The sequence below is a fragment of the Actinomycetospora straminea genome, from assembly GCF_028737255.1.
Taxonomy (GTDB): Bacteria; Actinomycetota; Actinomycetes; order Mycobacteriales; family Pseudonocardiaceae; genus Actinomycetospora; species Actinomycetospora straminea.
On sequence record NZ_JAQZAN010000014.1, the window covers coordinates 74,003 to 99,293 of the forward strand.

Here is a 25,291-nt window from a genome sequence, read left to right on the forward strand (position 1 = left end):
GTGACACCCTGCGGAGCGTGACGACGCCGGACGCCCGATGGACCCTCGCGGTCGATCACGGGACGTCCTCGACGGTGGGCGCCTGGGCCGACGTCGACCCGCGCGACGGCTGGGTGCGCGTCGGCCCGGTGAGCGTCGACGGCTTCCCGAGCATGCCCTCGGCGGTCCTCTCGCGCCCCGACGGCGCCGTGCTCGCCGGGCGCCCCGCCCTCGAGGCGGGCGCGGTCGACCCGTCGGCGGCGCTGCTGCGCACCCGCCCGCACCTGGCCGCGAGCACCGGGGGCCCGCCGGAGCTGCTGACCCGCTGGCCGCGGCCCACCACGGCGGTGGACGTCGCGACCGCGCTGATCGCGAAGGTGGTGCGGGCCGAGGCCGCGCGCCGCGGGACGCTGCCCTCGGCGGTCGTGCTGCTGCACCCGGCGTCGTGGACGGCGGCTGCGCGCGAGGCCCTGCGCGCCGCGGGCCTCGCCGCGCTCGGGGCGATCCCGTACACGTCCCCCGACCAGCTCGAGCTGCTCGACTCCCCGCGCGCCGCCGCCCACCGGCTCGGCGGGCAGGGCCGGCTGCTCGTCGTCGACGTCGGCGGCGCGGCGACCGAGCTCGCCGTCGTCGACCGCGCGGGCGACGGGACCGCCTCGGTGGCCGCGGTCCGCACGGTCAACGTCGGCGCCGAGGTGCTCGACGACGCCCTGGCCCAGCTCGTGCTCGACCGCGCCTCGCCGGCGCTCGCCGCGCGCGTCCGGTTCGGCGGCGACCTCGAGGCCCACCGCGCCTGGTACCGGCTGCGCGCCGGCGTCCGCGAGGGCAAGGAGACGCTCGCCGCGCAGGGGTCGGTGAGCGTGGCGCTGCCGGTGCTGCCACCCGAGAGCCCGGTGCCGGGCGCCGTCGGGCTCACCCACGCCGACCTCGGCGCCATGCTCGCGCCCGGCCTGGAGGAGATCGCCCAGGGCATCACCGGGCTCGTCGGCACGCTGACCGGGCCGCGACCGGCCATGCTGGTGCGGGGCGGGCTCACCGAGATGCCGCGGGTGCGGGAGTGGCTCGCCGAGCGCACCGGGTTCGGGCTGGCCCACGGCGGGGACCCGGGCGCGGTGTCGGCGTTCGGCCCGGCGTCGGGGGCGGCCGCCTGGGCCGCGGAGCGCCTCGGGCTGGGACGCCCCTAGAGGGGAGCGCCGGAGGGAGGGACCGTGGAGGGTGACGCCGTCCACCGGTGCGCCGCCCGCCTCGACGCCCTGTCCGGCGCCACGGTCGTCCGCAGCGACTTCCGGACGCCGTCGCTCGCCACCGTCGACCTCGCCGGGCGCGTGCTCGCCGCGACCCGCGCCCACGGCAAGCACCTGCTCACCCGCTTCGCGGGCGACCTGACCCTGCACAGCCACCTGCGGATGAGCGGCTCGTGGACGGTGGTGCGCAAGCACGGCACGCACGGCCGCCCGCTGCTGCCCCGGCGCCTCGCCGTGCGCGCGGTCCTGACCCTCGACACCGGCGTCTCGCTCGTCGGGGTCGACGTGCCGGTGCTCGAGCTGCTGCGCACCCGCGACGAGCACCGCGTCGTCGGGCACCTCGGCCCGGACGTCCTCGCCGGCGCCCCGACCGCGACGCAGGCCGCCTTCGACGAGGAGACCGCGCTCGCGCGCCTGGCCCGCGACCCCGACCGGCCGATCGTCGAGGCCCTGCTCGACCAGCGCGGGGTGTCCGGGCTGGGCAACCTCTGGGCCGTCGAGGTGTGCTTCCTGCGCGGGCTGTGGCCGTGGACGCCGGTGCGCGACGTCGACCTGGAGCCCCTGCTCGCGCTGGCCCGGCGGATGATCCGGCGCAGCCTCGACCACGGCACCGGCATGACGACCACCGGCGTGACGCGGCGCGGCGAGAACCACTGGGTCACCGGCCGGTCCAACCGGCCCTGCCGGCGCTGCGGCACGCTCGTGCGTTTCCGCCCCGCCGCCGGGTCGGGGGCGCCGTACACCCGCGAGGTGTGGTGGTGCCCGTCGTGTCAGCCGGCGCCGGCCGGGGCACACACCTGAGCGATCACCCCGAGCACTCCCGACCACCGAGAAGCCCCAGGGAGCACCATGGCCGTCGCCGCCGACATCGAGCGCGCCACCGACTCGCGCACCGACTGGGTCCGCGAGCACGTGCAGCGGTACGTCGGCTCGGGCGGGGCCGAGGGCCACGAGTGGCGCGGGCTGCCGACGCTCGTGCTCGCCACGACCGGCCGCAGCACCGGCGAGCCACGGCGCACCGCGCTGATCTACGGCACGAGCGGTGAGGACCTGGTCGTCGTCGCCTCGCAGGGCGGCGCACCGGAGGACCCGCAGTGGTACCGCAACCTGCAGGCCGACCCGCAGGCCGGCGTGCTCGTCGGCACCCGCCGGCTGACCGCGCGCGCCCGCACCGCGTCCGCCGACGAGCGCGGGCCGCTGTGGGAGCGGATGGTCGCCATCTACCCGACGTACGAGGACTACGCGGCGAGGACCGACCGCGAGATCCCGATCGTGCTGCTCACCCCGGAGGACTGACGGGCCCGTGACCCGGCTGGCCACCTTCAACCTCCTGCACGGGCGCTCGCCGGCCGACGGCGTCGTCAGCCCCGAGCGGCTCCACGACGCCGTCAAGGGCCTCGACGCCGACGTGCTCGCCCTGCAGGAGGTCGACCACGCGCAGCCCCGCTCCGGGCTGGTCGACCAGACCGCACTCGCCGCCGAGGCCCTCGGGGCCCGCGACGCGCGCTTCGTCCCGGCGGTGGTCGGGACGCCGGGCGAGTCGTGGCGGGCCGCGGCCGCGGACGAGGTCCTCGGCGTCGCGCCCACGTACGGCGTCGGGCTGGTCAGCCGTTACCCCGTCGCGCACTGGCGCCGCATCCCGCTCGGGACCACGCCCGCGACGCTGCCGCTGCTCGTCGACGCGCGGCGCCTGGCGTTCATCCCCGACGAGCCGCGCCTCGCGCTGGCCGCGGTGCTCGCCCCGCCCGCCCCGGTGGGCACGGTCGTCGCCACCCACCTGTCCTTCGCGCCGGGCTTCAACATCGCCCAGCTCACGCGGCTGGCGCGGGCGGTGCGGGACCTGCCCGGCCCGGTCGTGCTCCTCGGCGACCTCAACATGCCCGGTCCCGTGCCCGGCGCGGTGCTGCGGGGCTGGCACTCCCTGGCCCGGACGCCGACGTTCCCGTCCGAGCGGCCGGTCATCCAGTTCGACCACGTCCTGGCCCGCGCGGGCACCCCGCCGGCGGTGGTGGACGCGCAGGCGGTCGAGACGCCGGTGTCCGACCACCGCGCGCTGGTGGTCGAGCTCGCTATCCCAGGTCCGCGACCGGCCCGATGACGATGACGGCCGGCGGGCGCAGGCCGGCGTCGGCGATGGCGTCGGGGAGCTTGCCCAGCGTCGCCCGCGTGGTGACCTCGCCCGGCAGCCCGCCCTCCTGCACGGCGAGGGCCGGGGTCTCGGGGTCGCGGCCCGCGGTCACCAGCGCCTCGGTGATCGCGCCGATGTTCTCCACGGCCATGAGCAGCACGATCGTGCCGCGCAGGCGCCCGAGCGCGTCCCAGTCGACGAGCGACTGGGCGTGGCCGGGCGGCAGGTGCCCGGAGACGACGGTGAACTCGTGGGTCACGCCGCGGTGGGTGACGGGCACCCCGGCCAGCGCCGGCACGGCGATCGCGCTGGTGATGCCGGGGACGACCTCGACCTCGACGCCCGCCGCGGTGCACGCCTGGATCTCCTCCAGGCCGCGACCGAAGACGAACGGGTCGCCGCCCTTGAGCCGCACGACCCGCCGGCCCGCGAGGGCCTCTTCGACGAGCACCTGGTTGATCGTGTCCTGGCTCATGTACCGCCCGCGGGGCAGCTTCGAGGCGTCGATGACGGTGACGTCCGGGGGCAGCTCGTCGAGCAGCGGCTGCGGGGCGAGCCGGTCGGTGACGACGACGTCGGCCTGGGCCAGCGCCTGCCGGCCGCGCACCGTGATGAGCCCCGGGTCGCCCGGCCCGCCGCCGACGAGCGTGACGCCGGGGCGCACGGCGCGGTGGCGGCGGTCGAGCAGGGTGCCGCTGCGCAGGGCCTCGACGGCGCCGTCGCGGACGCCGGTGGCCCGGCGGGGGTCGCCGCCGCCGTGGACGGCGACGGTGATGTCGTCGTAGCGCCCGACCGCCGGGGTCACCGCCGTGCCGGCCTCGGCGATGTCGGCCCGCACGCAGAACACCCGCAGGCGCTCGGCCTCCGCGGCGACCGCGGCGTTGACCTCGGTGTCGTCGGTGGCCGCCACGGCGTACCAGGCCTCGGCGAGGTCGCCCTCGGCGTAGGGGCGGGCGTGCCAGGTGATCTCGCGGGAGTCGGCGAGGGCCGAGAGCGCGGTGGTCAGCGTCGGGCTCACGACGACCGTGTCCGCGCCGACCTCGTGCAGCCCGGCCACCCGGCGCTGCGCCACCGACCCGCCGCCGACGACGACGACCCGCCGGCCCTGCAGGTGCAGGCCCACCGGGTACACGCGGGCGGTCGCCTCGCTCACGGTGTCTCTCCCTCCATGTCCTTCCCGGTGTCCTTCTCGGTCACCCCCGCCGCGTCGAACGTCGCCACGTCGGCGAGCGCCCGCGCGGCCGCCGTGACCACCGGCACCGCCAGCAGGGCCCCGGTGCCCTCGCCGACCCGGAGGCCGAGGTCCAGCGCGGGCGCGAGGCCCAGGTGCTCGAGGGCCAGGGTATGGGCCGGTTCCACCGAGCGGTGCCCCGCGATCCAGGCGTGTGACGCGGTCGCGGCCAGCGCGGCCGCCACGAGCGCCGCCGCGCCCGACACCACGCCGTCGAGCACCACGGGCGTGCGCAGGGCCGCCGCGCCCAGCAGGAACCCGACCAGCCCCGCGTGCTCCAGCCCGCCCACGGCGGCGAGGGCGGTCAGGGGGTCGGCCGGGTCGGGATCGTGGCGCGCCAGGGCCTCGGCGACGACGGCGGTCTTGCGGGCGTGGGTGGCGTCGTCGATGCCGGTGCCGCGGCCGGTCACCTGCTCCGCCGTGGCCCCGGTGAACGCGGCCACGAGCGCCGCCGAGGCGGTGGTGTTGGCGATGCCCATGTCGCCGGTCACGAGCAGGCGGTTGCCGGCGGTGACGAGGTCCCGCGCGGCCTCGATCCCCGCGCGCACCGCGGCGCGGACCTCGTCGGGCGTCATCGCCGGCTCGGCGGTCATGTCCCGGGTGCCGTGGCGGACCTTGCGCGGCAGCAGGCCCGGCGCGGGCTCGAGGTCCGCGGCGACGCCGACGTCGACGACCTGGACCTCGGCGCCCACCGTCGCCGCGAACGCGTTCACCGCGGCCCCGCCGGCGAGGAAGTTCGCGACCATCTGCGCGGTGACCTCCTGCGGCCACGGCGTCACCCCGCGGGCGTGCACGCCGTGGTCGCCGGCGAACACCGCGACCACGGCCGGCTCCGGCAACGGTGGCGGGCAGGACCCGGCGAGCCCGGCGAGGCGAACCCCGATCTCCGCGACCCCGCCGAGCGCGCCGGGCGGCACGGTCATGCGGGTCAGGTGCTCGCGCGCGGCGGTCTCGCCGGGCGCGACGTCCAGGTCGGCGAGGGCGGCGAGCGTCTCGTCCAGCGGGTCGGTCACGTGGTGCCCCCAGTGGTCGTGGTGCACGGCCCACGCCAGCGGCCGGCGGTGGGCCCAGCCGGCGGTGGCGAGCTCGGGTTGGTCGGCGAAGGCCTCGACGTGCCCGACGCACAGGTAGGCGACGACCTCGAGGTGCTGCGGCATCCCGGCCCGGCGCCCCAGCAGCGCCGCCATCTCGCGCTCGTCGAAGAAGCTCACCCAGCCGACACCGAGCTCCTCGGCGCGGGCGGCGAGCCACAGGTTCTGCACCGCGCCGGCCACCGAGTGCGCGGCCATCCGCGGCTGCGTGTGCCGGCCCAGCACGTGCCGCCCGCCGCGGGTCGGGTCACAGGTGACGACGACGCCCAGCGGCGCCTCGCGGATCGCCTCCACCCGCAGGCCGGCGAACCTCCGCGCCCGCGCGGCGGGGAGGCTCGCCGCGAACGCCTCGCGCTGGTGGCGGGCGAGGTCGGCGAGCTCGGCGCGCAGCTCCGGCGAGCGCAGCACGAGGAAGTCCCAGGGCTGGGAGAACCCGACGCTCGGCGCGGCGTGGGCGGCGGTGAGCACGCGGTGCAGGCGCTCCTCGTCGACGGGCGTGTCGACGAAGCCGGTGCGGACGTCGCGGCGGGCCCGCAGGACGCGGTGCAGGGCGTCGCGGTCGCCGGGCTGCAGGGCGCTCACAGGACGTCCCCGAGCTCGGCCACGAGGCGGTCGGTGGTCGCGCGGTCCCGCACCGCGATGCGGACGTGCTCGGCGTCGAGGCCCGGGAACGTGTCGCCGCGCCGGACCGCCAGCCCGCGCCCGCGCAGGAGCGCGCGGACGTCGGTGCGCCCCGGGGTGCGGACGAGCACGAAGCTGGCCGCCGGCGTCGCGCGGACCTGCAGGCCGGGCAGGCGGCCCAGCGCCGTCACCAGGTGCTCCCGGTCCGCGGCCAGGTCGCGCGCGGCGTCGTCGGCCTCGGCCCGGGCGGCGGGCGTGCTGCAGGCCGCGAGGGCGACGAGCGCGGGCGTCGACACCGACCACGGCGGGGCCACCGCGCGCAGCCCGGCGGCGAGCCCGGCGGGCGCGAGCGCGTAGCCGACGCGCAGACCGGCGAGGCCCCAGGTCTTGGTCAGGCTGCGCAGCACGACCAGGCCGGGCAGATCGCGGCGCGCGGCCAGCGAGTCGGGCTCGCCGGGCGCGGTGTCGATGAACGCCTCGTCGACCACGAGCGTGCGCCCCGGCCGGGCGAGCGTGGCGAGGACGTCGGCGGGGTGGCGCACCGACGTGGGGTTGGTGGGGTTGCCGACGACCACGAGGTCGGCGTCGTCGGGGACCGCGACCGGGTCGAGGACGAAGTCGTCGCGCAGCACCACCCGGTCCACGGCGTGCCCGGCGGCGCGCAGGGCCGCCTCGGGCTCGGTGAACTGGGGGTGCACGACGACGGCGTGACGCGGGCGCAGGGCCCGGGCGAGCAGCACGAACGCCTCGGCGCCGCCCGCGGTCGGCACCACCTCGGCGGCGGGCCGGTCGTGGCGGGCGGCCACGGCCGCGGCCGCCGCGCGGGGGTCCGGGTAGGCGGCGAGGTCCGCGAGGCTCGCGACGAGCTGCTCGTGCAGCCACGCCGGCGGGGTGCCCGCGCGGACGTTGACGGCGAGGTCGACGAGACCGGGGCCGACCTCCGCGTCGCCGTGGTGGTGGAGGTCGTGGGCGTCGGTCCGACCGCCCTGCTCGGTCGCCGTCACCGTCGGGCGCGTGCGGCCCGGAGGAGCACCGTCTCGGCCTCGGGGACGGACGCGGCGAGCACCGAGGTCACCGCCGACGGCGCGGCGCCCTCGTCCCAGCCCGCGCCGCGCATGCGCTCGACGAGCTCGCGGGCCAGGGCGTCGACGCGCGCGGCCGCCTCGACGCGGTCACGGACCGGACCGTCGCCCAGCAGGTCGAGCGGGACGCCGGCGGCGCCGGCGAGGACCCGGCGCAGCTCGCCGAGGACCCGGTCCTCGCGGCGTCGGGTGCGGGTCACCGGGGGGTGCGTCCGCGCGTGCGGGGTCACGGGAGCGTGCATCGAGAGTCGCCGGCCTTCCTCGGGTTCCTCGCCCGATGTCTTCCTGGAGTGCCCTGCGACGGCCGGAGTCTCCTGGCTCCCGGATCGACGCTCGCCCCGGCCTTCCCGCCGGTGTGCCCGGCCGTGGCCTCGCGTGGGGTCTGCTCCCCGGTGACAGTGGCGGGACCGCGCCGGATTCACACCGGCTTCCTCCGCGTCCGTCGATCGGCAACGGGACCACGCGCGGGTTCGGCGCGTCAACGCTCCTGGGCGCCGCGGGAGAGTGGCGTGCCGGACACCCCGCGCCGTGGACCCGCCCGGGCTCAGCCGTTCAGCGCAGCAGGCCCTGGCGGAAGCCGCGCGCGACGGCGTCCGCGCGGTCGCCCGCCCCGAGCTTGCGGAACAACCGCCGGGCGTGGGTCTTCACCGTGTCCTCGGCGAGGACGAGCTCCGCGGCGATCTCGGCGTTGGACAGGCCCTCGGTCATCCCGAGCAGGACGTCCATCTCGCGCTCGGAGAGCTCGGTGGTCCGCGGCCGCGCGCCGGGCAGGACCGAGGGGTCGGCGAGCTCGCCGGCGCGCAGGAAGCCGCGGGCGCCGAGGCGCAGGGCCCAGGCCGCCCGCTCGTCCTCGGCGACGCCGGCCGGGTCGGGCGCGGGGCGGTCGCCGAGCGGGTCCATGGCGCCCACGGGCGGCTCGCCCACGACCAGCACCGGCGTCTCGGGCGTGTGCCGGCGGACCTGGCGCACGGCCTCCATCCAGGCGCTGCCGTCGTCGGCGCCGACGAGCACGACGTCGGGTGCGCGGTCGTCAGCGGCGGCGACCGGGGTCCGTGTGAGGCGGACGACCAGGTCGGGGACGTTGTCGACGCACGGGAGGTCGTCGAAGACGGAGGAGAGATGGCCCACCAGGCGTTCCCGGGCGGGCGTCGCTCCGGCGAAGACCAGACACGATCCCATTGACGCGCTCCTCACCCCGATGAGTGCGCTCACAATCGCACACGGTGAGCACCGATCGGGTGACCCCCTCCTCGCACGTGTGGCGCGGCCAGCGTCCGCAGCTCCTCCGGGTGGTCGAGTCCGCGGCGTCCGAGCACCTCCAGCAGCACCGGACCGACCGCCCGCGCCCCGCCGTCGAGGACCTTGAGGGCGAGCGCCGCGCCGTCGGGCAGCACCGCGAGCAGCACGCCCTCGGCGCCGACCTTCGACAGCGACCCGGGCAGCAGGGTCATGAGGACGGTGTCGAGACGGTCGGTGCCGGCGACGAGGTCGGGGTGGCGGCGCATCGCCGCGGCGACCCGGTGCTCGGCGGTCCCGGGCGCGGCCCGGTGCAGCGCGCGGCCCAGGCGCGCCACGGCGACGAGGTCGGTGGCGAAGGCCGGCGCGCCGCAGCCGTCGACGGTGACGGCCCGGACCGGGCCCGCCAGCCGCTCGAGGGCGTCGCGGACGTGGCGCTGGACGGGGTGGTCGGGAGCGAGGTAGCCGGCGCGGTCCCAGCCGCGCGCGACGCAGGCCGCGAGCATCGCCGCGTGCTTGCCCGAGCAGTTCATGGCGAGGCGCTCGGGGTCGCGGGTGCCCCAGGCGTGGTCGGCGGCGAGGCCCAGGGGACGCGCGGGCGGGCAGCCCAGGTCGTCGGCGGCGAGCCCGAAGCGCGCGAGCAGGCCGGCGGCGACCGCGAGGTGCTCGGGCTCGCCGGAGTGCGAGCCGGCGGCCAGCGCGAGCTCGGTGTCGTCGAGCAGGTCGTCGCGCTCCGCGCCGGCCTCCAGGCAGGCCACCGCCTGCGCTGGCTTGTGCGCCGAGCGCGCGAGCACCGGGGCATGAACGTCCCCGGCGGACGTCCCGACCGTGCCGTCGGGCTCGAGCACGACCAGCGCGACCCGGTGCTCGGACTCGACCACCGGGCCGCGGGTGACCTCGACGGTCCAGGGCGGGGTCTCGGGCGGGATCTCAGACCAACCGCTCGGCCAACGTGCGGGCGTGCCCGGCGCGCTCCTCGACGTGCTCGACGCGCGGGTCGCCGAGCTCGCCCGCATCGGCGATGTTCGCGCCGACCAGGGCCGCGGCGGACTCGGCGGCCGCGGCGGCGAGGAAGGCGGCGGTGACCGCGTCGCCGGTCAGCGCGTCGGGTCCGGTCTCGGCGAGCAGGGCCGCCAGCTCCGCGACCCGCACGGCGAGCCCGACGACGTCGGCGGGCACCTGCACGATGGCCTCCGCCGCGGCCGGCCCGCCGCCGGGCTTGCGGCGTTCCTCGAGGAAGCCGGCGAAGGCCTCGACGTCGTCGTCGGCGAGGCGCAGGGCCCGCGCGCGCAGGGCGTCCAGTTCCTCGACGGCCTCGCGGTCGGCGGCGCCCTTGGCGACCTTGGTGGCGAGGCCAGCAGCCAGCGCGGCCGTGATCGCGGCCGTCGACCCGGCCGCCGGCCCCGGCCCGGCGCCCGCGAGCACCTCCCCCAGCCGCGCGACCGGCAGCTCCCCCAGCGGCCGGCTCACGGGTGCGCCTCCGGCGCTCGTGAGCAGAAAGAAGGGCTACCGCCCTTCTTTCTGCTCACCTGGGCGGAGCCCACCTAGAACAGCCCCACGATGGTGCCGTCGGGCTTGACGTCGATGTGGTGGGCGGCCGGGTTCTTGCCCAGGCCCGGCATCGTCCGCATGTCGCCGCAGATCGGGTAGATGAACCCGGCCCCGACCGACGCGCGGACCTCGCGCACCGGCATCCGCCAGCCCGTCGGGGCGCCGAGGAGCTTGGGGTCCGACGAGATCGACAGGTGGGTCTTGGCGACGCAGATCGGCAGCCCGCCGAACCCGTTGCGCTCGTAGAGGTCGATCGAGGTGTTGGCGGCCGGGGCGTAGTCGACGCCGTCGGCGCCGTAGACCTTGGTCGCGATCGTCTCGATCTTCTCCCGCAGCGTGGCGTCGTCGGGGTAGAGCAGCTGGAAGTGGCTCTCCTCCTGGGCGGCCTCGGCGACGGCCTCGGCGAGCTCGGCGGCGCCCCGCCCGCCGTCGGCGAAGTGGGTCGAGACCGCGGCCCGCGCGCCCATCGACTCGGCGATCTCGCGGATCGCGGCGTGCTCGGAGGGGTGGTCGGTCGGGAAGGCGTTGATGCAGACCACCGGCGAGACGCCGTGCAGGCGCATGTTCTCGATCTGCTTGCGCAGGTTCGCCGCGCCGGCGTGCACCTCCTCGGGGTTCTCCTCGAGCAGCGCCGGCGGCAGGTCCTTGCCCGCCACGATCCTGTGGTTGCCGCTGTGCACCTTGAGGGCCCGCACGGTGGCGACGACGACCGCGGCGTCGGGCGACATGCCCGAGGTCCGGCACTTGATGTTGAAGAAGCGCTCGGCGCCCATGTCGGCGCCGAAGCCGGCCTCGGTGACGAGGAAGTCGCCGCAGTGGATGCCGATGCGGTCGGCGACGATCGAGGAGTTGCCGGTGGCGATGTTGCCGAACGGGCCCGCGTGCACCAGGACCGGCGTGTTCTCCAGCGTCTGCATGAGGTTGGGCTTGAGCGCGTCGCGCATGAGCGCGGCCATCGCCCCGGCGCCGTTGATGTCCTCGGCGGTCACCGCGTCGCCGTCGGGGGTGTAGCCGACGACGATGCGCCCGAGGCGCTCGCGCAGCTCGGCGAGGTCGTTCGACAGCGCGAGGACGGCCATCACCTCGGACGCCGAGGTGATGTCGAAGCCCGACTCCCGCGGCACGCCGTCCATGCGCCCACCGAGCCCGGTGACGATGTTGCGCAGCGCCCGGTCGTTGACGTCGAGCACGCGGCGCCAGGTGACGCGGTACGGGTCCAGGCCGGCGGCGTTGCCCTGGTAGAGGTGGTTGTCCAGCACCGCGGAGAGCATGTTGTGCGCACTGGTGACGGCGTGGAAGTCGCCGGTGAGGTGAAGGTTGAACTTCTCCATCGGCACCACCTGCGAGTAGCCGCCGCCCGCGGCCCCGCCCTTGATGCCGAACGTCGGCCCCATGCTCGGCTGGCGGATCGCGACGACGCCGCGCTTGCCGATGTGCGAGAACGCCTGGCCGAGCCCGACCGTGGTGGTCGTCTTGCCCTCGCCCAGCGGGGTCGGGGTGATCGCGGTCACGACGACGTACTTCGCGCGCGGCCGGTCGGCCATCGCCTCGATCGCGTCGAGCTCGATCTTCGCGACGTCGGTGCCGTGGCGCTCCAGGAACTCGGGCGGCAGGTCCATCTGCCGGGCCACGTCGTCCATGGGCTGCAGCGTCGCGGCCTGCGCGATCTCGAGGTCCGACGGGATGCTCACGCGAGTCCTCCAGGTGTCGCCGACTACTCCAGCCACCCCGGCTCCGGCACCGCCGCCGGGGGCTCCGCAGGGAGGCACGCTGGCAGAACGGCGGCGATCTGTCAGCCCGAGCTGTCACGGTCGGGGTGCCAGACCGGCGTTCCACGTGCTGACGATCCGACACAGCACGCCGATAGGGTCAGGAAAGCCACCCGCTCGCCGCGACGGGATCTCCCCGCGCGGGGGCGAGATCGGCGAGGATGGACCCGTGGTGGGGCGGGCGGGGCGGGTGGGGAGACGCGTGCTGCTCGCCGTCGCGCTCCTCCTCGGCACCCTGCTGGCCGCGGCCCCCGGCGCCGATGCCGCCGACGCCGCCGCGGCCGCCCCGACCGACTGCCCGCCGGTCGTGCTCTACGCCGTGCCCGGCACCAACGAGACGTCCGAGGCCGCCGACCCCGCCCGGTCGGTCGGCCTGCTCGCCCGCCTCACCGACCCGCTCGCCGCGCGCTGGGGCGACGGGCTCTCGGTGCGCTACGTGCCCTACCCCGCCTCGCTCGATCGGCCGTTCTACCTGGTCAGCGCGGCCCGCGGCGCCGAGCGCCTCGCCCGGGACGCCGGAGACGTCGCCGCCCGCTGCCCGGAGACCACGATCATGCTCGTCGGGTTCAGCCAGGGCGGCGACGTGGTGTCCGACGTCGTCCACCGCGCCGCCAACGGCACCGTCGGGTTGGCCGCCGATCGCATCGCCGGCGCGATCATGCTCGGCAGTCCGCGGCGCGACCCCGCCGCGCCGAACCTCCTCGACACCCCCGGCCGCGGCGTGCTCGGGCCCCGCCCGACCCGCGAGCTCGCCGTCTACGACGGCCGGGTCTACGAGGTGTGCGCGCCCGGCGACCCGATCTGCGCCACCGAGGACCTCGACATCCGCACCTTCCGCGAGGGCTGGGCGTCCGGCGCGCACCGCTCCTACCCGACGGTCCCGGTCGGCCCGGCCGGCGTCGCGCTGTTCCCCGTGCTCGAGCGGGCCGTCGACACCGTGGTGGCACGCGCCACGCGCTCCCCGGTCGCCGTCGCGGTCGCCCAGGGCTGAGCATCGGTGCGTGGGCCTCGGGACCGTGGGTGAGCTGCTGAGCCGGATCCTGCCGGTCTTCGGGGTGATCGCGGTCGGTGCCGTGGCGGGGCGCTCCGAGCGCTTCGGCGAGCGCACCGCGGCCGTGCTCAACGACCTCGTCTACTGGATCGCGCTGCCGGCCCTCATCTTCACCTCGGTGGCCGAGGCCGACCTGTCCGCCGGCGTCCCCGGGACCGCGCTGATCGCGTCGGTGGCCGTCGTGGTCCTGGCCTTCGTCCTCGGCTGGGCCGTCGCCCGCCTGGTCCGCCGGCCGACGCGCGAGGCGCACGCCGCCGGGCTGGTCGCGAGCTGGGGCAACGTCGGCTACCTCGGGATCCCGTTGACCGTCGCCGTCCTCGGTCCCGCGACGGCCTTCGCCGCCTCGCTGACCTCGACCGTCCACACCGCGCTGGCGATCTCCGCGTTCCTCGTCGCGGTGACGCTGGACGGGCGGGGCCGCGGCGAGGAGGGCGCGGTCGCGCTCCCGGCGCTGCTCGCGTGCCGGGTGCTCGGCAACCCCGTCGTGCTCGCGATCGGGGTCGGCACCGCCGTCGCGCTGGTCGGGCTGCGACTGCCCGCACCCGTGGCGTCGACGCTCGGCCTGCTCGGCGACCTCGCGGCACCGGGTGGCCTGTTCGCGCTCGGCATCCTGCTGCGCGGCGCGGTCGGGGCCCTGCGGGACCCGGGCGCGCCGTGGGTGCCGATCGGCGCGGCGGTGGTGGTCAAGCTCGTCGTCATGCCGGCCCTCGCCCTCGGGGCCGTGGCGGTGCTGGACATCCCCGCGCCGTGGGCGGCGGTGCTGGTGCTCCTGTGCGCGCTGCCGGACGCGGCGACGGTGTTCGTGCTCACCGCGCAGTACGGCACGTGGTACCGCGAGAGCACCGCGGTGGTCGTGCTCACCACGGTGCTCTCGCTGCTCACGCTGCCGCTGGTCGTGCTGGTGCTGCCGTGACGGGCTCAGTCGCCCTGGCGGAACGCGGCCCGGCGCTGCTCGTGGGTGCGCGCCAGCGCCATGCGCTGCACCCGCGAGCGCTGGTCGCCGCTGGCCGTGCCCTCGGCCACCGCCCGCTCGGCGGCGGCCATCGCACGGTCGGTCGCCGCCTCGTCGGCGTCGCGCGGGGTCGGCGCGACCCAGCCGCGGTGGGCGTCCTCGGGCTCGGCGCGCCCACGCTGCTCATCACTGCGGATCATGGTGCTGCCCTCCGATCGCACGTCGTCGTGACGGTCCTGGCGTTCCCGGGCCCCGAAGCACTGAACCGGTCACGTAGCTCACTCGGAGCAACGCGGTGACGGCCGGCGTCGTGCTCGCGGGCGGCCGCTCGCGGCGGATGGGCACCGACAAGGCCGCGCTGACCAGCGGCGGGAGGACCCTGCTCGCCCACGTCCTCGCGGTGCTCGCCGAGGCCGTCGACGGGCCGCTCGTCGTGGTCGGGGCCGCGGACACGCCGCGGACGGTGCCCGAGGAGGCCGCGCGCGCCATCGTCGTGTACGACCCGGTGCCCGACCGCGGCCCCCTGCAGGGCCTCGCGACCGGCCTGCGCGCCGTCCGCGCCGACCCCACCGCGTTCGTCGCCGCCGTCGACCTCCCGCACCTGCACGCCGACCTCGTGCGCGCCGTGGTGACACACCGGGTGCCGACGGTCGAGGTGGCGCTCCCCGTCCTCGACGGGCACCCGCAGCACCTGCTCGCCGCCTACGCCACCGACCTCGCCGACCGCGCCGACGACCTCCTCGCCCGCGGCGAGCGCAGCGTCGGCGCGCTCGTCGCCGCGAGCCGGGTCCGCGAGCTCGACGCCGCGACGCTGCTCACCGACCCGCGCCTCGCCGCCCGCGACCCCGACCTGCGCGGTGCCCGCGGCGTCAACACCCCCGAGGAGTGGGCGCGCTCGCGCCACGAGGAGCCCTGACCGCCCTACGCTCGCGCGGGTGGCCGACCTCCGTGACCCCGCCGTCCGCGCCTTCCTCACCGAGGGCACCCGCACCGGCAAGGTCGGGTACGTCGCGCGGGACGGCCGCCCGCTCGTGGCGCCGGTCTGGTTCCTCGTCGAGGACGACACGATCGTCTTCACCACCGGCGCCGACACGGCCAAGGGCCGGGCGTTCGCCCGCGACCCGCGCATCGTGCTCTGCGTCGACCTCGAGGAGCCGCCGTTCGGGTTCGTGCAGGTCCAGGGTTCGGTGACGCTCTCGGAGGATCCCGACGAGCTGCGCCGCACCGCCACGGCGCTCGGCGGGCGCTACATGGGCGCCGACCGCGCCGAGGAGTTCGGCGCCCGCAACGGCGTGCCCGGCGAGCTCGTCGTGCGCCTGCATCCGTCGAAGGTCGTGGCCACGATGGACATGACGGCGTGAGCGGGGAGGCAGGGGGGACCGGGGAGACACCGCCGCCCCTCGCCCGGGCCCTCGACCTCGCGCCCCACCCCGAGGGCGGCTGGTTCCGCCGCACCTGGACCGCCGCGCCCACCCTGCGGCCCGACGGCTACCCCGGGCCCCGCGCGAGCGCCACGGCCATCCACTACGTCCTCGCGCCCGGCGAGGAGTCGCGCTGGCACCGCGTGCGCTCCGACGAGCTGTGGTGCTGGCACCGCGGGCCCGCGCTCTCGCTGTGGCTCGGGGGCGACGGCGAGCACCCCGTCGAGGCCACGCCGATCCTCCTCGGCGACCGCGTCGAGGACGGTCAGACGCCGCAGGCGCTCGTGCCCGGCGGGGTGTGGCAGCGCGCCGCCCCGGCCGCCGGCGCCGCCTTCGAGGTGCTCGTGACCTGCGTCGTCAGCCCGGGTTTCGACGACGCCGACTTCACCCTGCTGCGCTAGCCGCCCCCGGGATCGGCGCCCTCGGCCGGCGCCGCGCCGTCGCCGCCCGCGGGGGCCTCGGCGGCCGCCGGGTCCTCGCCGGGCTGCTGGCCCTCGGCGGGCGGGACCTCGGCCGGCTGCTCCTCGGCGGGCTCCGCGGGCGGCGCCGTCGTCGAGGTGGGCGCGGCGGACGAGCTCGGCGCCGACGAGCTCGACGGCGACGGCGACGCCGTGTCCCCCTGGCCCGCGGTGTCGCCGGGGTCGGTGCCCGCGACCGGGGTGAACGCGCCGAACGACTGCTTCGGCGTGTCCTCGAGGGCGTCGTCCATGAACGTCTTCCAGATCTCGCTGGGCAGCCCGTGGCCGTAGACCGGGCGGCCGTCGCTGGTCTTGATCGGGGTGTTGTCGTCGGTGCCGACCCAGACGACGGTCGACGCCGACGGCGTGTAGCCGGCGAACCAGGCGTCGTTGTTCTGGCTCTCGACGTGCGACTGGACCGTGCCGGTCTTGCCCGCCGACTGCCGCCCGCCCTGCAGGGACACCCCGTCGTACTCCGGGACGTCGCGCATGGCCTCGGTGACGTTGCGCGCCACGCGCGGGTCGATGCGCTGCTCGCCCTGGGTGGTGGCGTCGTCGTAGAGGACCTCGCCGCTGGCCGTCGTCACGCGCTGGACGAGGTGCGGACGGTGGTAGATGCCCTCGTTGGAGAACGTCGCGTAGGCCGAGGCCAGGTCGACCGCGGTGGTCTCCTGGTTGCCGAGCGCGATCCCGCTGTTCGGGTCGTCCATCGGCTGCGTGATACCGGCCTGCCGGGCGGCCGCCGCCACGGCCTGCGGCCCGACCCGGTTGCCCAGGGCGGTGAAGATGACGTTGTTCGACAGCGTCATGGCGCGCTTGAGGCTGCAGTTCGCGCAGTCGGCGCCGTCGACGTTGCGCACGGTCCGGCCGGGGATCGCCCGCCCGTCGAACTCGGTGGAGATGCCGATCGGCGGGTCCTGCTGCAGCGCCGCGAGCAGCACGAACGGCTTGAACGTCGAGCCCGCCTGCTTCTCGACCTTCGCGTAGTCCAGGCCCGATCCGTTCGGCCCGCCGTAGTAGGCGAGGATGCCGCCGGTCCGCGGGTCGATCGACACGGTCGCGGTCCGCAGGTTCTCCGGCTGGCCCTGCATCTGGCGACGGTTGGCCTCGACGGCCTCGCGCTGGGCCTCCGGCTGGATCGTCGTCCGGATGTGCAGGCCCTGGGTGACCAGCGCGTCCTGGTCGATCCCCAGCGTCCGCAGCTCGTCGCGCACGGCGCTGTAGATGTGGCCGCGGTCGTCGTCGGGGACGCCGCCGGTGACGCGGCGCGGCGGGATGGTCGGCGGGAACTGCGCGGTGGCGCGGTCCGGAGGGGCCAGCCAGCCCTGGGCGACCATGCCGTCCATGACGTAGTTCCAGCGGCGCAGGGCGTCGTCGGGGTTCTGGGCGGGGTCCCACTTCGACGGGGCCTGGATGACGCCCGCGAGCAGCGCTCCCTCGGCGGGCGAGAGCGTCTCGACCGGCCGGCCGAAGTACGCCTGCGACGCGGCCTGGATGCCGTAGGAGCCGCGGCCGAAGTAGATGCTGTTGAGGTAGTCGGCGAGGATCTCGTCCTTGGAGCGCTCCTGCGAGATCTTCAAGGAGATGATGAGCTCCTTGTACTTGCGCACCAGCGAGTACTCGTCGCCCACCATCGCGTTCTTGACGTACTGCTGCGTGATCGTCGAGCCGCCGCCCGACCCGCCGGTGAGGTTCTTCCACACGGCGCGGCCGAAGCCGGTGACGTCGAAGCCGCTGTTCGAGTAGAACGAGCGGTCCTCGGCCGACAGCACCGCCGAGCGCACGGGCGGGGGCACCTGCTCGAGACCGACCTTCTGCCGGTTGCCCTGCTCCCCCGGCGCGATGCGCGCGAGCACCGTGCCATCGGCGAACGAGACCGTGTTGAGCTGGCTCTCGACCGCGTCGTCGGCGTTCGGGACCGGGATGAACAGCCAGCCGACCACCAGCGAGAGCACCGGCGCCGCGACCATCGCCGCGATGCCCGCGTAGGCGGTGCGGCGCATCCGTCGCCAGCGCAGCGCGGCCGGGGCGAGGGTGTCGGGGTGCGGACCGTCCAGGTAGAGCACCACCCGGGCGCGGACCTGCCGCCCGAACGCCACCAGCCGCTCCCCGCCGGGCAGGCCGACGATCCGCGCGGCCAGGACGCCGAGCACGGCGGCGACGGCCACGGCGACCCGCCCGCGCGGCACCCGCGGGGTCTCGGACGCGGCGGTCGTGCGGCCGGGCGAGCGGTGGGCGGTGGTGCTGCGGGTGCCGGGCCGGCCGGTCCCGCCGCGCGAGCGGGTGGCGGTGCGCGCGGCGGCGCCGCGACGGGCGGCGGCGCGGGCGGTGCCGGTGGCGGTGCCGGTGGCGGTGGCGGTCCGCGGGGGGCGGGCGGCGCGGGTGGTGCCGGCGTCGTCGGCGTCGTCGCCGTCCTCGCCGTCGGTGTCCTCGACGTCGTCGAGCTCGTCGGGCTCCCGCGGCTCGCCGCGGCGCCGGTCCGGCGGCAGCGGGCCGGAGCCCGGACCGCGGGGCGCGGGCGCGTCGACGGCGGGCATCGTCGCGGTGGCCTTCGGCGAGCGGCGCGCCGGGGCGGCCGCGGCGTCGCGCTCGGCGGCGGGCGCGGGGGTGAGGGTCGCCGGCTCGGGCTCGGCGGGGTGCCGTGGGGGCGGGGTGCCGGTGGGGGCCGCTGTGTGGGTGGCGGTGCGGGTGGCGGTGCCCGTGGCGCTCGCCGCGGGGCCGGCGGCGGGGCCGGGCGGACGGCCGGGGCCCGGGGTGGCGGCACCGGTGGGCGCGGGAGCGCCGTGCGAGGGCCCGCCGGGGTGCGAGCCGGGCGCCGCGGGACCCGGACGGCCGGGGGCCGGCGCCGTGCCCGACGACGGACCGCCGGGCGCCGCGGGCGCACCGGCGGGTGCCGCGGGGCCGGGCGCACCGCCGGGGCGCGCGGCGGGGCCGGGCTGTCCCGGCGCGCCCTGCGCTCCGGGCCGGCCGGGAGCGCCGGGGCGTGCCGCAGGCCCGGGCGGCGGCGTCGGGCGCGCCGCGGGCGGCGGGGTCGGGCGTGCCGCGGGCGGCGGCGTCGGGTGCCCGGCCGGTGGGCGCGGGGCGCCCGTGCGTATGGGCCCGCCGGGAGCACCCGACGTCCCGGGTCCGGGACCACCCGGCACACCGGTCGTCGCCGGCGCCCCGGTCGCCGGCATCCCGGTCACCGACGCGGTGCGCCCGGCGGGCGCGGGCGGCGGCGGTGCGGTGGGCGACGCGAGCGGGCCGCCCGGGCCCTGGGCCGGGCGGGCGGGCGGCGGGGTCGCGCTCCCCCCGCGCTCCCGCACCCCGGCGCCGGCCGACGGCGCCGCGGAGCCGGGCCGACCCGCGGGCGGCGCGGCGGGGGCGGGACCCGCGGACCCGGACGCCGCCGGCGCACCGGGACCACCACGACGGCCGGCGCCGGCGAGGGCCGGGCCGGCGGGCGACCGGCCCTCGCCACGGGCGGCGTCGGGCCGCGCCGACTCGGCCCGCCCGGCGTCGGGACGAGTGGGCGCCGGACGGTCGGCCGCGGAGGCGTCGGGGCGCGGCGGGGCGGCGGTGGCGGTGGCGGTCGCCGTGCCGGCACTGCCGGCGGCTCGCAGGCTCGTCGAGCCCGTCGCGGAGTGCGAGCGGAAGGACCCGGTGGAGAACGCGGAGGGGAAGCCGACCGGCGGCGACACGGGCGCGGGCGAGGCCGCGATGCGCGCGCTGACGTAGTCGCCGTAGTCGCTGTCGAGGTGCCGCCGGTCGAGCCGGCCGCTGTGGGCGCCGGCATGCGCGCCCCGGCTCTCGGCCGGGGCCGGGGTGCCCCGGTCATCCTCGTCGGGGGTGTCGACGTCGGCTGCGCGGCGCCGTCCCGACGAGCGAGCGTGAGTGCCCGCCACCGAGCAACCACCTCCCGTGTCGCCCGTAGTCACAGCCCGTGGTCACGGTCGCGCCGGAGCGTCGACGCGGCCGTCGGATCCGGCGCATCACGTCCGGACCCGCACGCAGGCAACGCGCCTTCGGCGCCGACGTCGCGGCTCTACCGGGGCAGCGTCCATGACCGGCCAGCTCGATGCGGTGAGTGGTGGCCCGGTGTCACTCCGTCGTGGAGACGGTCCGCTGGCCTCGGATCACCGCGCTCAGTGGCGAGTCTCGTCACCCAGCGCATCCGAGAGGCCCCTCACCGACGCTAACGACTCGGCTCTCACGACCGATGACGGGACCGAACACCGCACCGGCGAGAGGACACCCGACGCATGGACCCCGCTCAGGACCCGTGGGTCCCCGCGCCGCGCGACGGCGACCGCGAGGAGGACTGGTGGTCGGTGCCCACGGTCCCGTTCCCGCGCCTGGCCCCGCCGGTCGAGCAGCTGTCCGACCCGTTCGCGGCCTCCGTCGAGCGTCCGGCCGCCGTGGCCGAGCCCGTGCCCGCGCCCTCGACCGCCCTCGTCGTGCGCGACGAGGTCGCGCCGGGCGCCCTGCGCTCGATCGCCCGGGCCGCCGCCCGCGCCTGGCACGTGGCCGTCGACGGCGTCCGCGCCGCGATCGCGGCGATCGCCGCCGCGCCGGCCCACCGCTGACGCCCGGGCGCCCTACAGCTGCACCCCGCGCGTCAGCGCCCCGTCGACGACGAGGTTGGTCCCGCTGATGAACGTCGCCGCCGGGCTCGCGAGGAACACCACCGCCCGCGCGACCTCCTCCGGACGCGCCATCCGCCCGGTGGGGTTGAGGCCGAGCGCCTGCGCGAACAGGTCCGGGTCGTTCTCCTCGATCGACTCCCAGACCCCGCCGGCGAAGTAGACGTTGCCGGGCGAGACGGTGTTGGCGCGCACGCGGCCGGCGAGCTGGTGGGCGAGCCCCTGCGTGTAGTGCACGAGCGCACCCTTGAACGTCCCGTACGGCCCCGCCGCGAAGTCGATCTCGCGACCGGAGACGCTCGAGATGGTCACGATCGCGCCGGCGTCGCTCTCCTCGAGGGCGGGCAACGCCGCGTCGACGAGCCGGACGGTGCCGAGCATGTCGGTGGCGAAGGTCGCCGCCCAGTTCTCCTCGGTGGACGGGATGGCGAGCGCCGAGACGTTCGCGACCACGACGTCGATGCCGCCGTGCTCGGTGGCCGCGGAGCGCACCCAGGTGGCGAGGGCGTCGCCGTCGGTGATGTCGACCGGCGTGCCGTGCACGTCGTGCCCGGCGCCGCGCATCTCCTCCTCGGCCTTGCGGACGCCGTCGGCGTCGCGGGCGCAGAAGGCCACCGTGGCGCCCTCGGCGGCCAGACCCTCGACGATCGCCCGCCCGATGCCGCGGCTGCCGCCGGTGACGAGCGCGGTGCGGCCGGTCAGCTGCAGGTCCATGGCGAACTCCCTGTCGGATCAAGGACTGTCGGTGGAGGAGTGTCGGTCGAGGACTGTCGGGGTCGTGGACTGTCAGGTCGCGGAGGTGGCGCGCGAGCGCAGCTCGGCGTGCAGCCCGTCGTACGGGCGCAGTCCGGGCACGAGCGCCTTGGACACCTTCGTCACCGCGCTGTAGTTCGTGTCGACGACGTTGGCCAGCGGCGCCAGCGACGTCTGGGTGAGCAGCTGGTAGGCGTCGAGCCGGTCGAGGCCGAGCAGCTCGCTCAGCCACGAGATCATCTCGACCTGGCTGATCCGCCACGCGTCCTCGAGCGGCCGCGACGACCCGACGACGAGGATCTCGTCGTCGTTCTCCAGCCGCGGCCACGCCGGCGCCGGTCCGGCCGTCGCCTTGATCAGGTCGACGATCAGCGTGACGTCCATGGCGCCCTCGACGGCGGTGCCGCAGGACTCGCCCTCGCCCTGGCGGTAGTGCCCGTCGCCGACCGAGAAGATCGCGCCGGGCTCGTTCACCGGGAGGTAGCAGGTTGCGCCCGCGCGCATCTCCGGGGTGTCCATGTTCCCGCCGAAGGCGTCGGGCGTCAGCGACGACCGGACCTCGCGGTTGGCCGGCGCCACGCCGACCGTGCCGAGCATCGGCGCGAGCGGGAGGTCGATCGCGAGGTCGCTGCGGCGCGCCGAGAACGTGACGGTGCGCCGCGCCCGGTCGAGCTCGTAGATCCAGGTGCGCTCCTCGAGCGGCTCGTGGAGCAGCGCCGTGCGGTCGGTGGCGGTGAGGCCGCCGAAGAACGGCACGAGCGTCGAGGCACCCCAGTCGCGGGCCGGGGTGAGGTCGACGAGGTGCAGCACGAGCGTGTCGCCCGGCTCGGCGCCGCGGACCGCGAAGGGGCCGGTCTGCGGGTTGAGGAAGCGGGGGTCGAGCGAGGCGCTGGCGAGGTCGTCGACCGACCGGATGCGCCCGCCGAAGGCGTCGTCGCACCACAGCCGCATCACCGAGCCGGGCTCGACCTCGCGGACCGGTGCGGCCCCGCCGAAGGTCCAGGCGTACTGCGACGGCTCCGGCCGGAACTCGATCACGTCCACGGCCGGGAGCCTAGTAGCGGTCGGTGCCGGTGAGGGCGTGCTCGAGCTGGTCGGCGATCCGGGTCACCAGCCGGAACGGCGCGTCGAACTCGGCGAACGACAGGTCCTCGAGCGGCGTGGCGTGGCGGAACACCGCGACCCCGCCCACCGCGGCCGCGCCGCCGACCACGGCGTCCTCGGCGAGCTCCAGCAGGCGCCGGGCGTCGATCTCGTCGAGGCGCCCGATCGGCGACTCGATCTGCAGCCAGTCGTGCCCGTCGACCACGCCCTTGTGGTGCACGTAGACGAGCTGCGTGCGGTCCTCGGACGTGGGGAGCCGGAACGTCAGGCTGTGCTTGTCCTGCGCCATCACCTCGTAGCGCACCCGGACCCACAGCACCAGGTCGTCCCAGGAGGCCACCGACCACTCACCGTCCTCACGCGGGCCCGACGGCCCGTTGTCGGGTCGGCCCGGGCGGCGCACCGGGCGGAGCGACCGCACCGTAGCAGCGCGTCGGGAGCGCTCCGGCTCGCCGCGCTCGCTCATCGGACCCCTCCGCCGACCAGCCGGTCCCAGCCCGCCGCGCCGACCGCCGCGGTGGCCCCGCTGCGGTCGAGCAGGCGCAGCAGGGCGGCGCCGTCGCGGGGACGGTCGCCGACCTCCTGGGCCGTGGCGCGGCGCAGCACCGGCACCAGACGGGGCGAGAGACGGTGCACCGCGGCGAACGCCTCGGGGCCCGGCCCGTCGAGGATCCGGCGCGCGATGTCGAGGATGTTGTCGCCGTCGAAGAGGTGGTCGCCGCGGGCGGCGAAGACCACGCAGCACGCCCATGCCCAGACGTCGGTGGCGGGCACCGCGCCGTTGCCCGTGACCTGCTCGGGCGCCATGTATCCGGGCGTGCCGACCATGTTCCCGGCCGGCGTGTGGTGGGTCTGCCCGACGACGCGGGCGATGCCGAAGTCGACCACCTTGGGGCCGGCCGAGGTCAGCAGGACGTTGCCCGGCTTGAGGTCGCGGTGGGTGATGCCGTCGGCGTGCAGGGCGGCGAGCGCGCGGGCGAGCGCGATCGCGGTGCGCGTGAGCATCTCGCCGTCGGTGACCGCGCCCGAGGCCGCCACGAACGCGTGCAGCGACGGGCCGTCGAGGCGCTCCATGACGATGTAGGGCATCGAGCCGTCGAAGCCGACGCTGTAGACGCGCGCCGTGTAGTCGCCGGTGACCTTCTGCAGCGTCTGGCCCTCGCGCAGGAAGCGGGTGCGGGCGTCGACGTCGTCGAGCAGGTGGGGCGCCAGCACCTTGATCGCGACGCTGCCGTGCGTGCCGGCGCGGTGCCCGAGGTAGACCGTGCCCATGCCGCCGGAGCCGAGGCGGCCGGTCAGCGCGTACTCGCCGACCGAGCGCGGGTCGTGCGGCGTCAGCGGCTGTTCGGGCGCCGCGAGGTCGACCAGGCGCGTCGACGGCCCGACCACCGGCGGGGGCGGCACCGGCACGCGCGGCGGCATCGAGCGCGGCGGGCCCGACGGGGCGGGCGCGGGCGACGGCGAGGGCAGCGCCGGGGCGTCCTCGCCGCGCGGGCGGCGAGCGCGCAGCAGGCGGCGCTCCTTGACCGCGGGCAGGCGCGCGGCCCGCAGCGCCTCCGGGACGACCGGCGCCTCGCGGCAGGCCGACGGACGCCCGATCCGCGTCACGATCTGGTGGCTGAGCAGGAAGAGCGCCGCGCCGAGCGCGACCCCCGGGACCGCGAGGGACCCGCCGGTGAGCACGAGCGCGAGGCCCAGGAGCAGGCCGAGCAGCAGCGTGGCCGTGCCCCGGCTGGTCGGCCACGGGCGCGTCACCGGCATCGCTCGGCGGCGCTCGACGTCCAGCCCGCCCACGTACAGCCCGGCCGTGGCGAGGCTCAGCAGCGCGAGCACGACGATCCCGGTGACCGTGATCGTCGGGCCGGCGCTCGTCGGGGCCGGCAGCCCGGCGTCCTCGAGGCGCGCGATGAGACCGCGGACCACGGTGCGGCGGCCGGCGGCGAGCTGGTCGGCGACGAGGGAGACCACGAGCGCGCCCACCACCGCCGTCGCGGCGGCGGTCAGGACCGTCAGCCCGAGCGCGCGGGGCAGGGGCAGGTCGGCGGCGCGGTGCAGGTGGCGGCGGGCGCGGCGTCGCTCGGCGCCGGACAGGCGCGCGACGCGGTCGGTGACGACGCGGTCGACGAGCATCGCGGTGCGCCGCTGGCGGGCGGCCCGCCGGTGCAGCGGCGCCATCGCCAGGGCCGTCAGCACGCCGGCGACGACCACGACGAGGACGGGCAGCCCCGGGCCCAGCTCCGCCAGCCCCACCTGTCGCCCTCCTCGTCCCGTCGGCGCCGTCGCGTTCCGGCGCCCCTCCTGGTGACCGTACCGGGGTGCCCCGTCAGTCCCGGGTGCGTCGTCCCGGCGCGCCTTCACCCTCACGCGTCACGGTGGTTCTCCTTCGTCCCGGGCGCCACCGTGGCTTCCGCGGGTGCCGCAGCACGACGTCGCCGAGGCTGTGCCGCCCGCGCACGACGACGTGCGGGACGCCCTGCTCGCGCTTGTGGTGGATGTCGTCGCGGACCTTCCCGGCCGAGATCCGCAGGTCGTCGACGTCCGCGGTCGCGTGGTCGGGCAGCACGAGCAGCGGCGAGCACATGCCCGTCGCGAGCTCGACCGCGACCACGGGCGTGGTGAACTCGGCGCCCGTGAAGTCCAGCGTCACGCCCCCGACCCAGCTGTGGACCCGCACGAGCGGCGGCACCCGCCAGTAGCCGCGACGGGAGATCGCGCCGCCGACGCCGGCGCGCAGGTCCAGGACGTCGACCGAGCGGGAGGCGCGCAGCTCCGCGCCGGGCAGGTCGTCGAGCAGGCCCTCGAGGTCGCCCCGCACGCGCGCGGCGAGGGCGGCGGCGGCCCGGTCGCTGTACTCGCCCGGCGTGATCTGCCCGGCCACCATCGCCCGCGCGAGGAACTGCTGCACCTGCTCGCGCTCCACGTCCGAGACGCGCAGCGCGGCCGGATCCCCCGGCTCCGGGTTCGCGGACGTCACAGCGTGATGATAGGGCGCCGCCGG

At 77.1% G+C, this 25,291-nt stretch carries 25 protein-coding genes and 1 riboswitch; of the genes, 10 read left to right on the forward strand and 15 right to left on the reverse strand.

The window, feature by feature from the left end:
• The first annotated feature begins 17 nt into the window (after positions 1-17).
• From PH190_RS19095 to PH190_RS19110, 4 genes are read left to right on the forward strand one after another with little or no spacing between them, the layout of a single operon-like run.
• On the forward strand, positions 18-1,163 hold the full coding sequence (locus PH190_RS19095) for an Hsp70 family protein (RefSeq protein WP_274233112.1): 1,146 nt from the start codon (positions 18-20) through the stop codon (positions 1,161-1,163).
• A gap of 24 nt (positions 1,164-1,187) precedes the next feature.
• Positions 1,188-2,024 carry a DNA-formamidopyrimidine glycosylase family protein gene (locus PH190_RS19100; RefSeq protein ID WP_274233113.1) on the forward strand — a complete coding sequence of 279 codons (837 nt, stop codon included), beginning with the start codon at positions 1,188-1,190 and terminating at the stop codon, positions 2,022-2,024.
• Positions 2,025-2,072: 48 nt separating this feature from the next.
• Positions 2,073-2,519, forward strand: a complete 447-nt coding sequence (locus PH190_RS19105; RefSeq protein WP_274233114.1) for a nitroreductase family deazaflavin-dependent oxidoreductase — start codon at positions 2,073-2,075, stop codon at positions 2,517-2,519.
• Between the two features lie 7 nt (positions 2,520-2,526).
• Positions 2,527-3,321, forward strand: a complete 795-nt coding sequence (locus PH190_RS19110; protein WP_274233115.1) for an endonuclease/exonuclease/phosphatase family protein — start codon at positions 2,527-2,529, stop codon at positions 3,319-3,321.
• Here the strand turns inward: PH190_RS19110 and cobA are convergent.
• The 8 genes from cobA to PH190_RS19150 form a co-directional block, all read right to left on the reverse strand.
• A complete protein-coding gene (cobA, locus tag PH190_RS19115; protein ID WP_274233116.1) occupies positions 3,293-4,504 on the reverse strand; it encodes a uroporphyrinogen-III C-methyltransferase in 1,212 nt (403 codons plus the stop codon). The two genes, PH190_RS19110 and cobA, sit on opposite strands and share 29 nt — an antisense overlap.
• Entirely contained in the window at positions 4,501-6,255 is a 1,755-nt protein-coding gene (gene cobT / locus PH190_RS19120) for a nicotinate-nucleotide--dimethylbenzimidazole phosphoribosyltransferase (RefSeq protein WP_274233117.1), read from the reverse strand. The genes cobA and cobT overlap by 4 nt, the downstream gene beginning before the upstream one ends.
• A complete protein-coding gene (gene cobC / locus PH190_RS19125; protein ID WP_274233118.1) occupies positions 6,252-7,298 on the reverse strand; it encodes an Rv2231c family histidinol phosphate aminotransferase CobC in 1,047 nt (348 codons plus the stop codon). The genes cobT and cobC overlap by 4 nt, the downstream gene beginning before the upstream one ends.
• Entirely contained in the window at positions 7,295-7,576 is a 282-nt protein-coding gene (locus PH190_RS19130) for a hypothetical protein (RefSeq protein ID WP_274233119.1), read from the reverse strand. The genes cobC and PH190_RS19130 overlap by 4 nt, the downstream gene beginning before the upstream one ends.
• Positions 7,577-7,684: 108 nt before the next feature.
• Positions 7,685-7,809: riboswitch (cobalamin riboswitch) on the reverse strand.
• A gap of 119 nt (positions 7,810-7,928) precedes the next feature.
• The gene (locus PH190_RS30640; protein ID WP_337993830.1) at positions 7,929-8,555 is read right to left on the reverse strand and encodes a helix-turn-helix transcriptional regulator; all 627 of its coding nucleotides are present in this window, start codon (positions 8,553-8,555) and stop codon (positions 7,929-7,931) included.
• A gap of 29 nt (positions 8,556-8,584) precedes the next feature.
• Positions 8,585-9,541 carry an asparaginase gene (locus tag PH190_RS19140; RefSeq protein WP_274233218.1) on the reverse strand — a complete coding sequence of 319 codons (957 nt, stop codon included), beginning with the start codon at positions 9,539-9,541 and terminating at the stop codon, positions 8,585-8,587.
• Position 9,542: 1 nt separating this feature from the next.
• Positions 9,543-10,082 carry a cyclodeaminase/cyclohydrolase family protein gene (locus tag PH190_RS19145; protein ID WP_274233120.1) on the reverse strand — a complete coding sequence of 180 codons (540 nt, stop codon included), beginning with the start codon at positions 10,080-10,082 and terminating at the stop codon, positions 9,543-9,545.
• A 74-nt stretch (positions 10,083-10,156) separates the two neighbouring features.
• Positions 10,157-11,854: a formate--tetrahydrofolate ligase gene (locus PH190_RS19150; RefSeq protein WP_274233121.1), complete on the reverse strand. Its 1,698-nt coding sequence runs from the start codon at positions 11,852-11,854 to the stop codon at positions 10,157-10,159.
• Between the two features lie 280 nt (positions 11,855-12,134).
• Between PH190_RS19150 and PH190_RS19155 the strand changes: the two genes are divergently transcribed.
• Together PH190_RS19155 and PH190_RS19160 are read left to right on the forward strand one after the other, a co-directional pair.
• Positions 12,135-12,923: a cutinase family protein gene (locus PH190_RS19155; RefSeq protein ID WP_274233122.1), complete on the forward strand. Its 789-nt coding sequence runs from the start codon at positions 12,135-12,137 to the stop codon at positions 12,921-12,923.
• Between the two features lie 10 nt (positions 12,924-12,933).
• Positions 12,934-13,896 carry an AEC family transporter gene (locus tag PH190_RS19160; RefSeq protein WP_274233123.1) on the forward strand — a complete coding sequence of 321 codons (963 nt, stop codon included), beginning with the start codon at positions 12,934-12,936 and terminating at the stop codon, positions 13,894-13,896.
• A gap of 5 nt (positions 13,897-13,901) precedes the next feature.
• On the opposite strand, the gene PH190_RS19165 is transcribed toward PH190_RS19160, so the two are convergent.
• Complete coding sequence (locus PH190_RS19165) at positions 13,902-14,135, reverse strand: hypothetical protein (protein ID WP_274233124.1); 234 nt, start codon at positions 14,133-14,135, stop codon at positions 13,902-13,904.
• A 95-nt stretch (positions 14,136-14,230) separates the two neighbouring features.
• On the opposite strand from PH190_RS19165, the gene mobA reads away from it, so the two are divergent.
• From mobA to PH190_RS19180, 3 genes are read left to right on the forward strand one after another with little or no spacing between them, the layout of a single operon-like run.
• Positions 14,231-14,851, forward strand: a complete 621-nt coding sequence (mobA, locus tag PH190_RS19170; RefSeq protein ID WP_274233125.1) for a molybdenum cofactor guanylyltransferase — start codon at positions 14,231-14,233, stop codon at positions 14,849-14,851.
• A 19-nt stretch (positions 14,852-14,870) separates the two neighbouring features.
• Complete coding sequence (locus tag PH190_RS19175; RefSeq protein WP_274233126.1) at positions 14,871-15,296, forward strand: PPOX class F420-dependent oxidoreductase; 426 nt, start codon at positions 14,871-14,873, stop codon at positions 15,294-15,296.
• Positions 15,293-15,757 carry a cupin domain-containing protein gene (locus PH190_RS19180; protein WP_274233127.1) on the forward strand — a complete coding sequence of 155 codons (465 nt, stop codon included), beginning with the start codon at positions 15,293-15,295 and terminating at the stop codon, positions 15,755-15,757. The genes PH190_RS19175 and PH190_RS19180 overlap by 4 nt, the downstream gene beginning before the upstream one ends.
• On the opposite strand, the gene PH190_RS19185 is transcribed toward PH190_RS19180, so the two are convergent.
• Positions 15,754-19,698, reverse strand: a complete 3,945-nt coding sequence (locus PH190_RS19185; RefSeq protein WP_274233128.1) for a transglycosylase domain-containing protein — start codon at positions 19,696-19,698, stop codon at positions 15,754-15,756. The genes PH190_RS19180 and PH190_RS19185 overlap by 4 nt on opposite strands.
• Before the next feature lie 357 nt (positions 19,699-20,055).
• On the opposite strand from PH190_RS19185, the gene PH190_RS19190 reads away from it, so the two are divergent.
• Positions 20,056-20,379, forward strand: a complete 324-nt coding sequence (locus PH190_RS19190) for a hypothetical protein (protein ID WP_274233129.1) — start codon at positions 20,056-20,058, stop codon at positions 20,377-20,379.
• A 12-nt stretch (positions 20,380-20,391) separates the two neighbouring features.
• Here PH190_RS19190 and PH190_RS19195 read toward each other — a convergent pair whose 3' ends face one another.
• The 5 genes from PH190_RS19195 to PH190_RS19215 form a co-directional block, all read right to left on the reverse strand.
• Positions 20,392-21,150 carry an SDR family NAD(P)-dependent oxidoreductase gene (locus tag PH190_RS19195; protein WP_274233130.1) on the reverse strand — a complete coding sequence of 253 codons (759 nt, stop codon included), beginning with the start codon at positions 21,148-21,150 and terminating at the stop codon, positions 20,392-20,394.
• A gap of 72 nt (positions 21,151-21,222) precedes the next feature.
• Complete coding sequence (locus tag PH190_RS19200; protein WP_274233131.1) at positions 21,223-22,233, reverse strand: acetamidase/formamidase family protein; 1,011 nt, start codon at positions 22,231-22,233, stop codon at positions 21,223-21,225.
• 10 nt (positions 22,234-22,243) lie between these two features.
• A complete protein-coding gene (locus PH190_RS19205; RefSeq protein ID WP_274233132.1) occupies positions 22,244-22,633 on the reverse strand; it encodes a hypothetical protein in 390 nt (129 codons plus the stop codon).
• 122 nt (positions 22,634-22,755) lie between these two features.
• Positions 22,756-24,543 (reverse strand): serine/threonine-protein kinase, encoded by a 1,788-nt coding sequence (locus PH190_RS19210; RefSeq protein ID WP_274233133.1) that lies wholly within the window; start codon positions 24,541-24,543, stop codon positions 22,756-22,758.
• Positions 24,544-24,616: 73 nt separating this feature from the next.
• On the reverse strand, positions 24,617-25,267 hold the full coding sequence (locus PH190_RS19215) for a DUF1707 SHOCT-like domain-containing protein (protein ID WP_274233134.1): 651 nt from the start codon (positions 25,265-25,267) through the stop codon (positions 24,617-24,619).
• Between the last annotated feature and the right edge of the window lie 24 nt (positions 25,268-25,291).

What these genes read in the sequence shown, in the direction of transcription:
- PH190_RS19105 (WP_274233114.1), top strand. Translation starts at nt 2,073, where the DNA reads ATGGCCGTCGCCGCCGACATCGAGCGCGCCACCGACTCGCGCACCGAC.
- PH190_RS19190 (WP_274233129.1), top strand. Translation starts at nt 20,056, where the DNA reads ATGGACCCCGCTCAGGACCCGTGGGTCCCCGCGCCGCGCGACGGCGAC.
- PH190_RS19165 (WP_274233124.1), bottom strand. Translation starts at nt 14,135, where the DNA reads ATGATCCGCAGTGATGAGCAGCGTGGGCGCGCCGAGCCCGAGGACGCC.
- PH190_RS19195 (WP_274233130.1), bottom strand. Translation starts at nt 21,150, where the DNA reads ATGGACCTGCAGCTGACCGGCCGCACCGCGCTCGTCACCGGCGGCAGC.
- PH190_RS30640 (WP_337993830.1), bottom strand. Translation starts at nt 8,555, where the DNA reads ATGGGATCGTGTCTGGTCTTCGCCGGAGCGACGCCCGCCCGGGAACGC.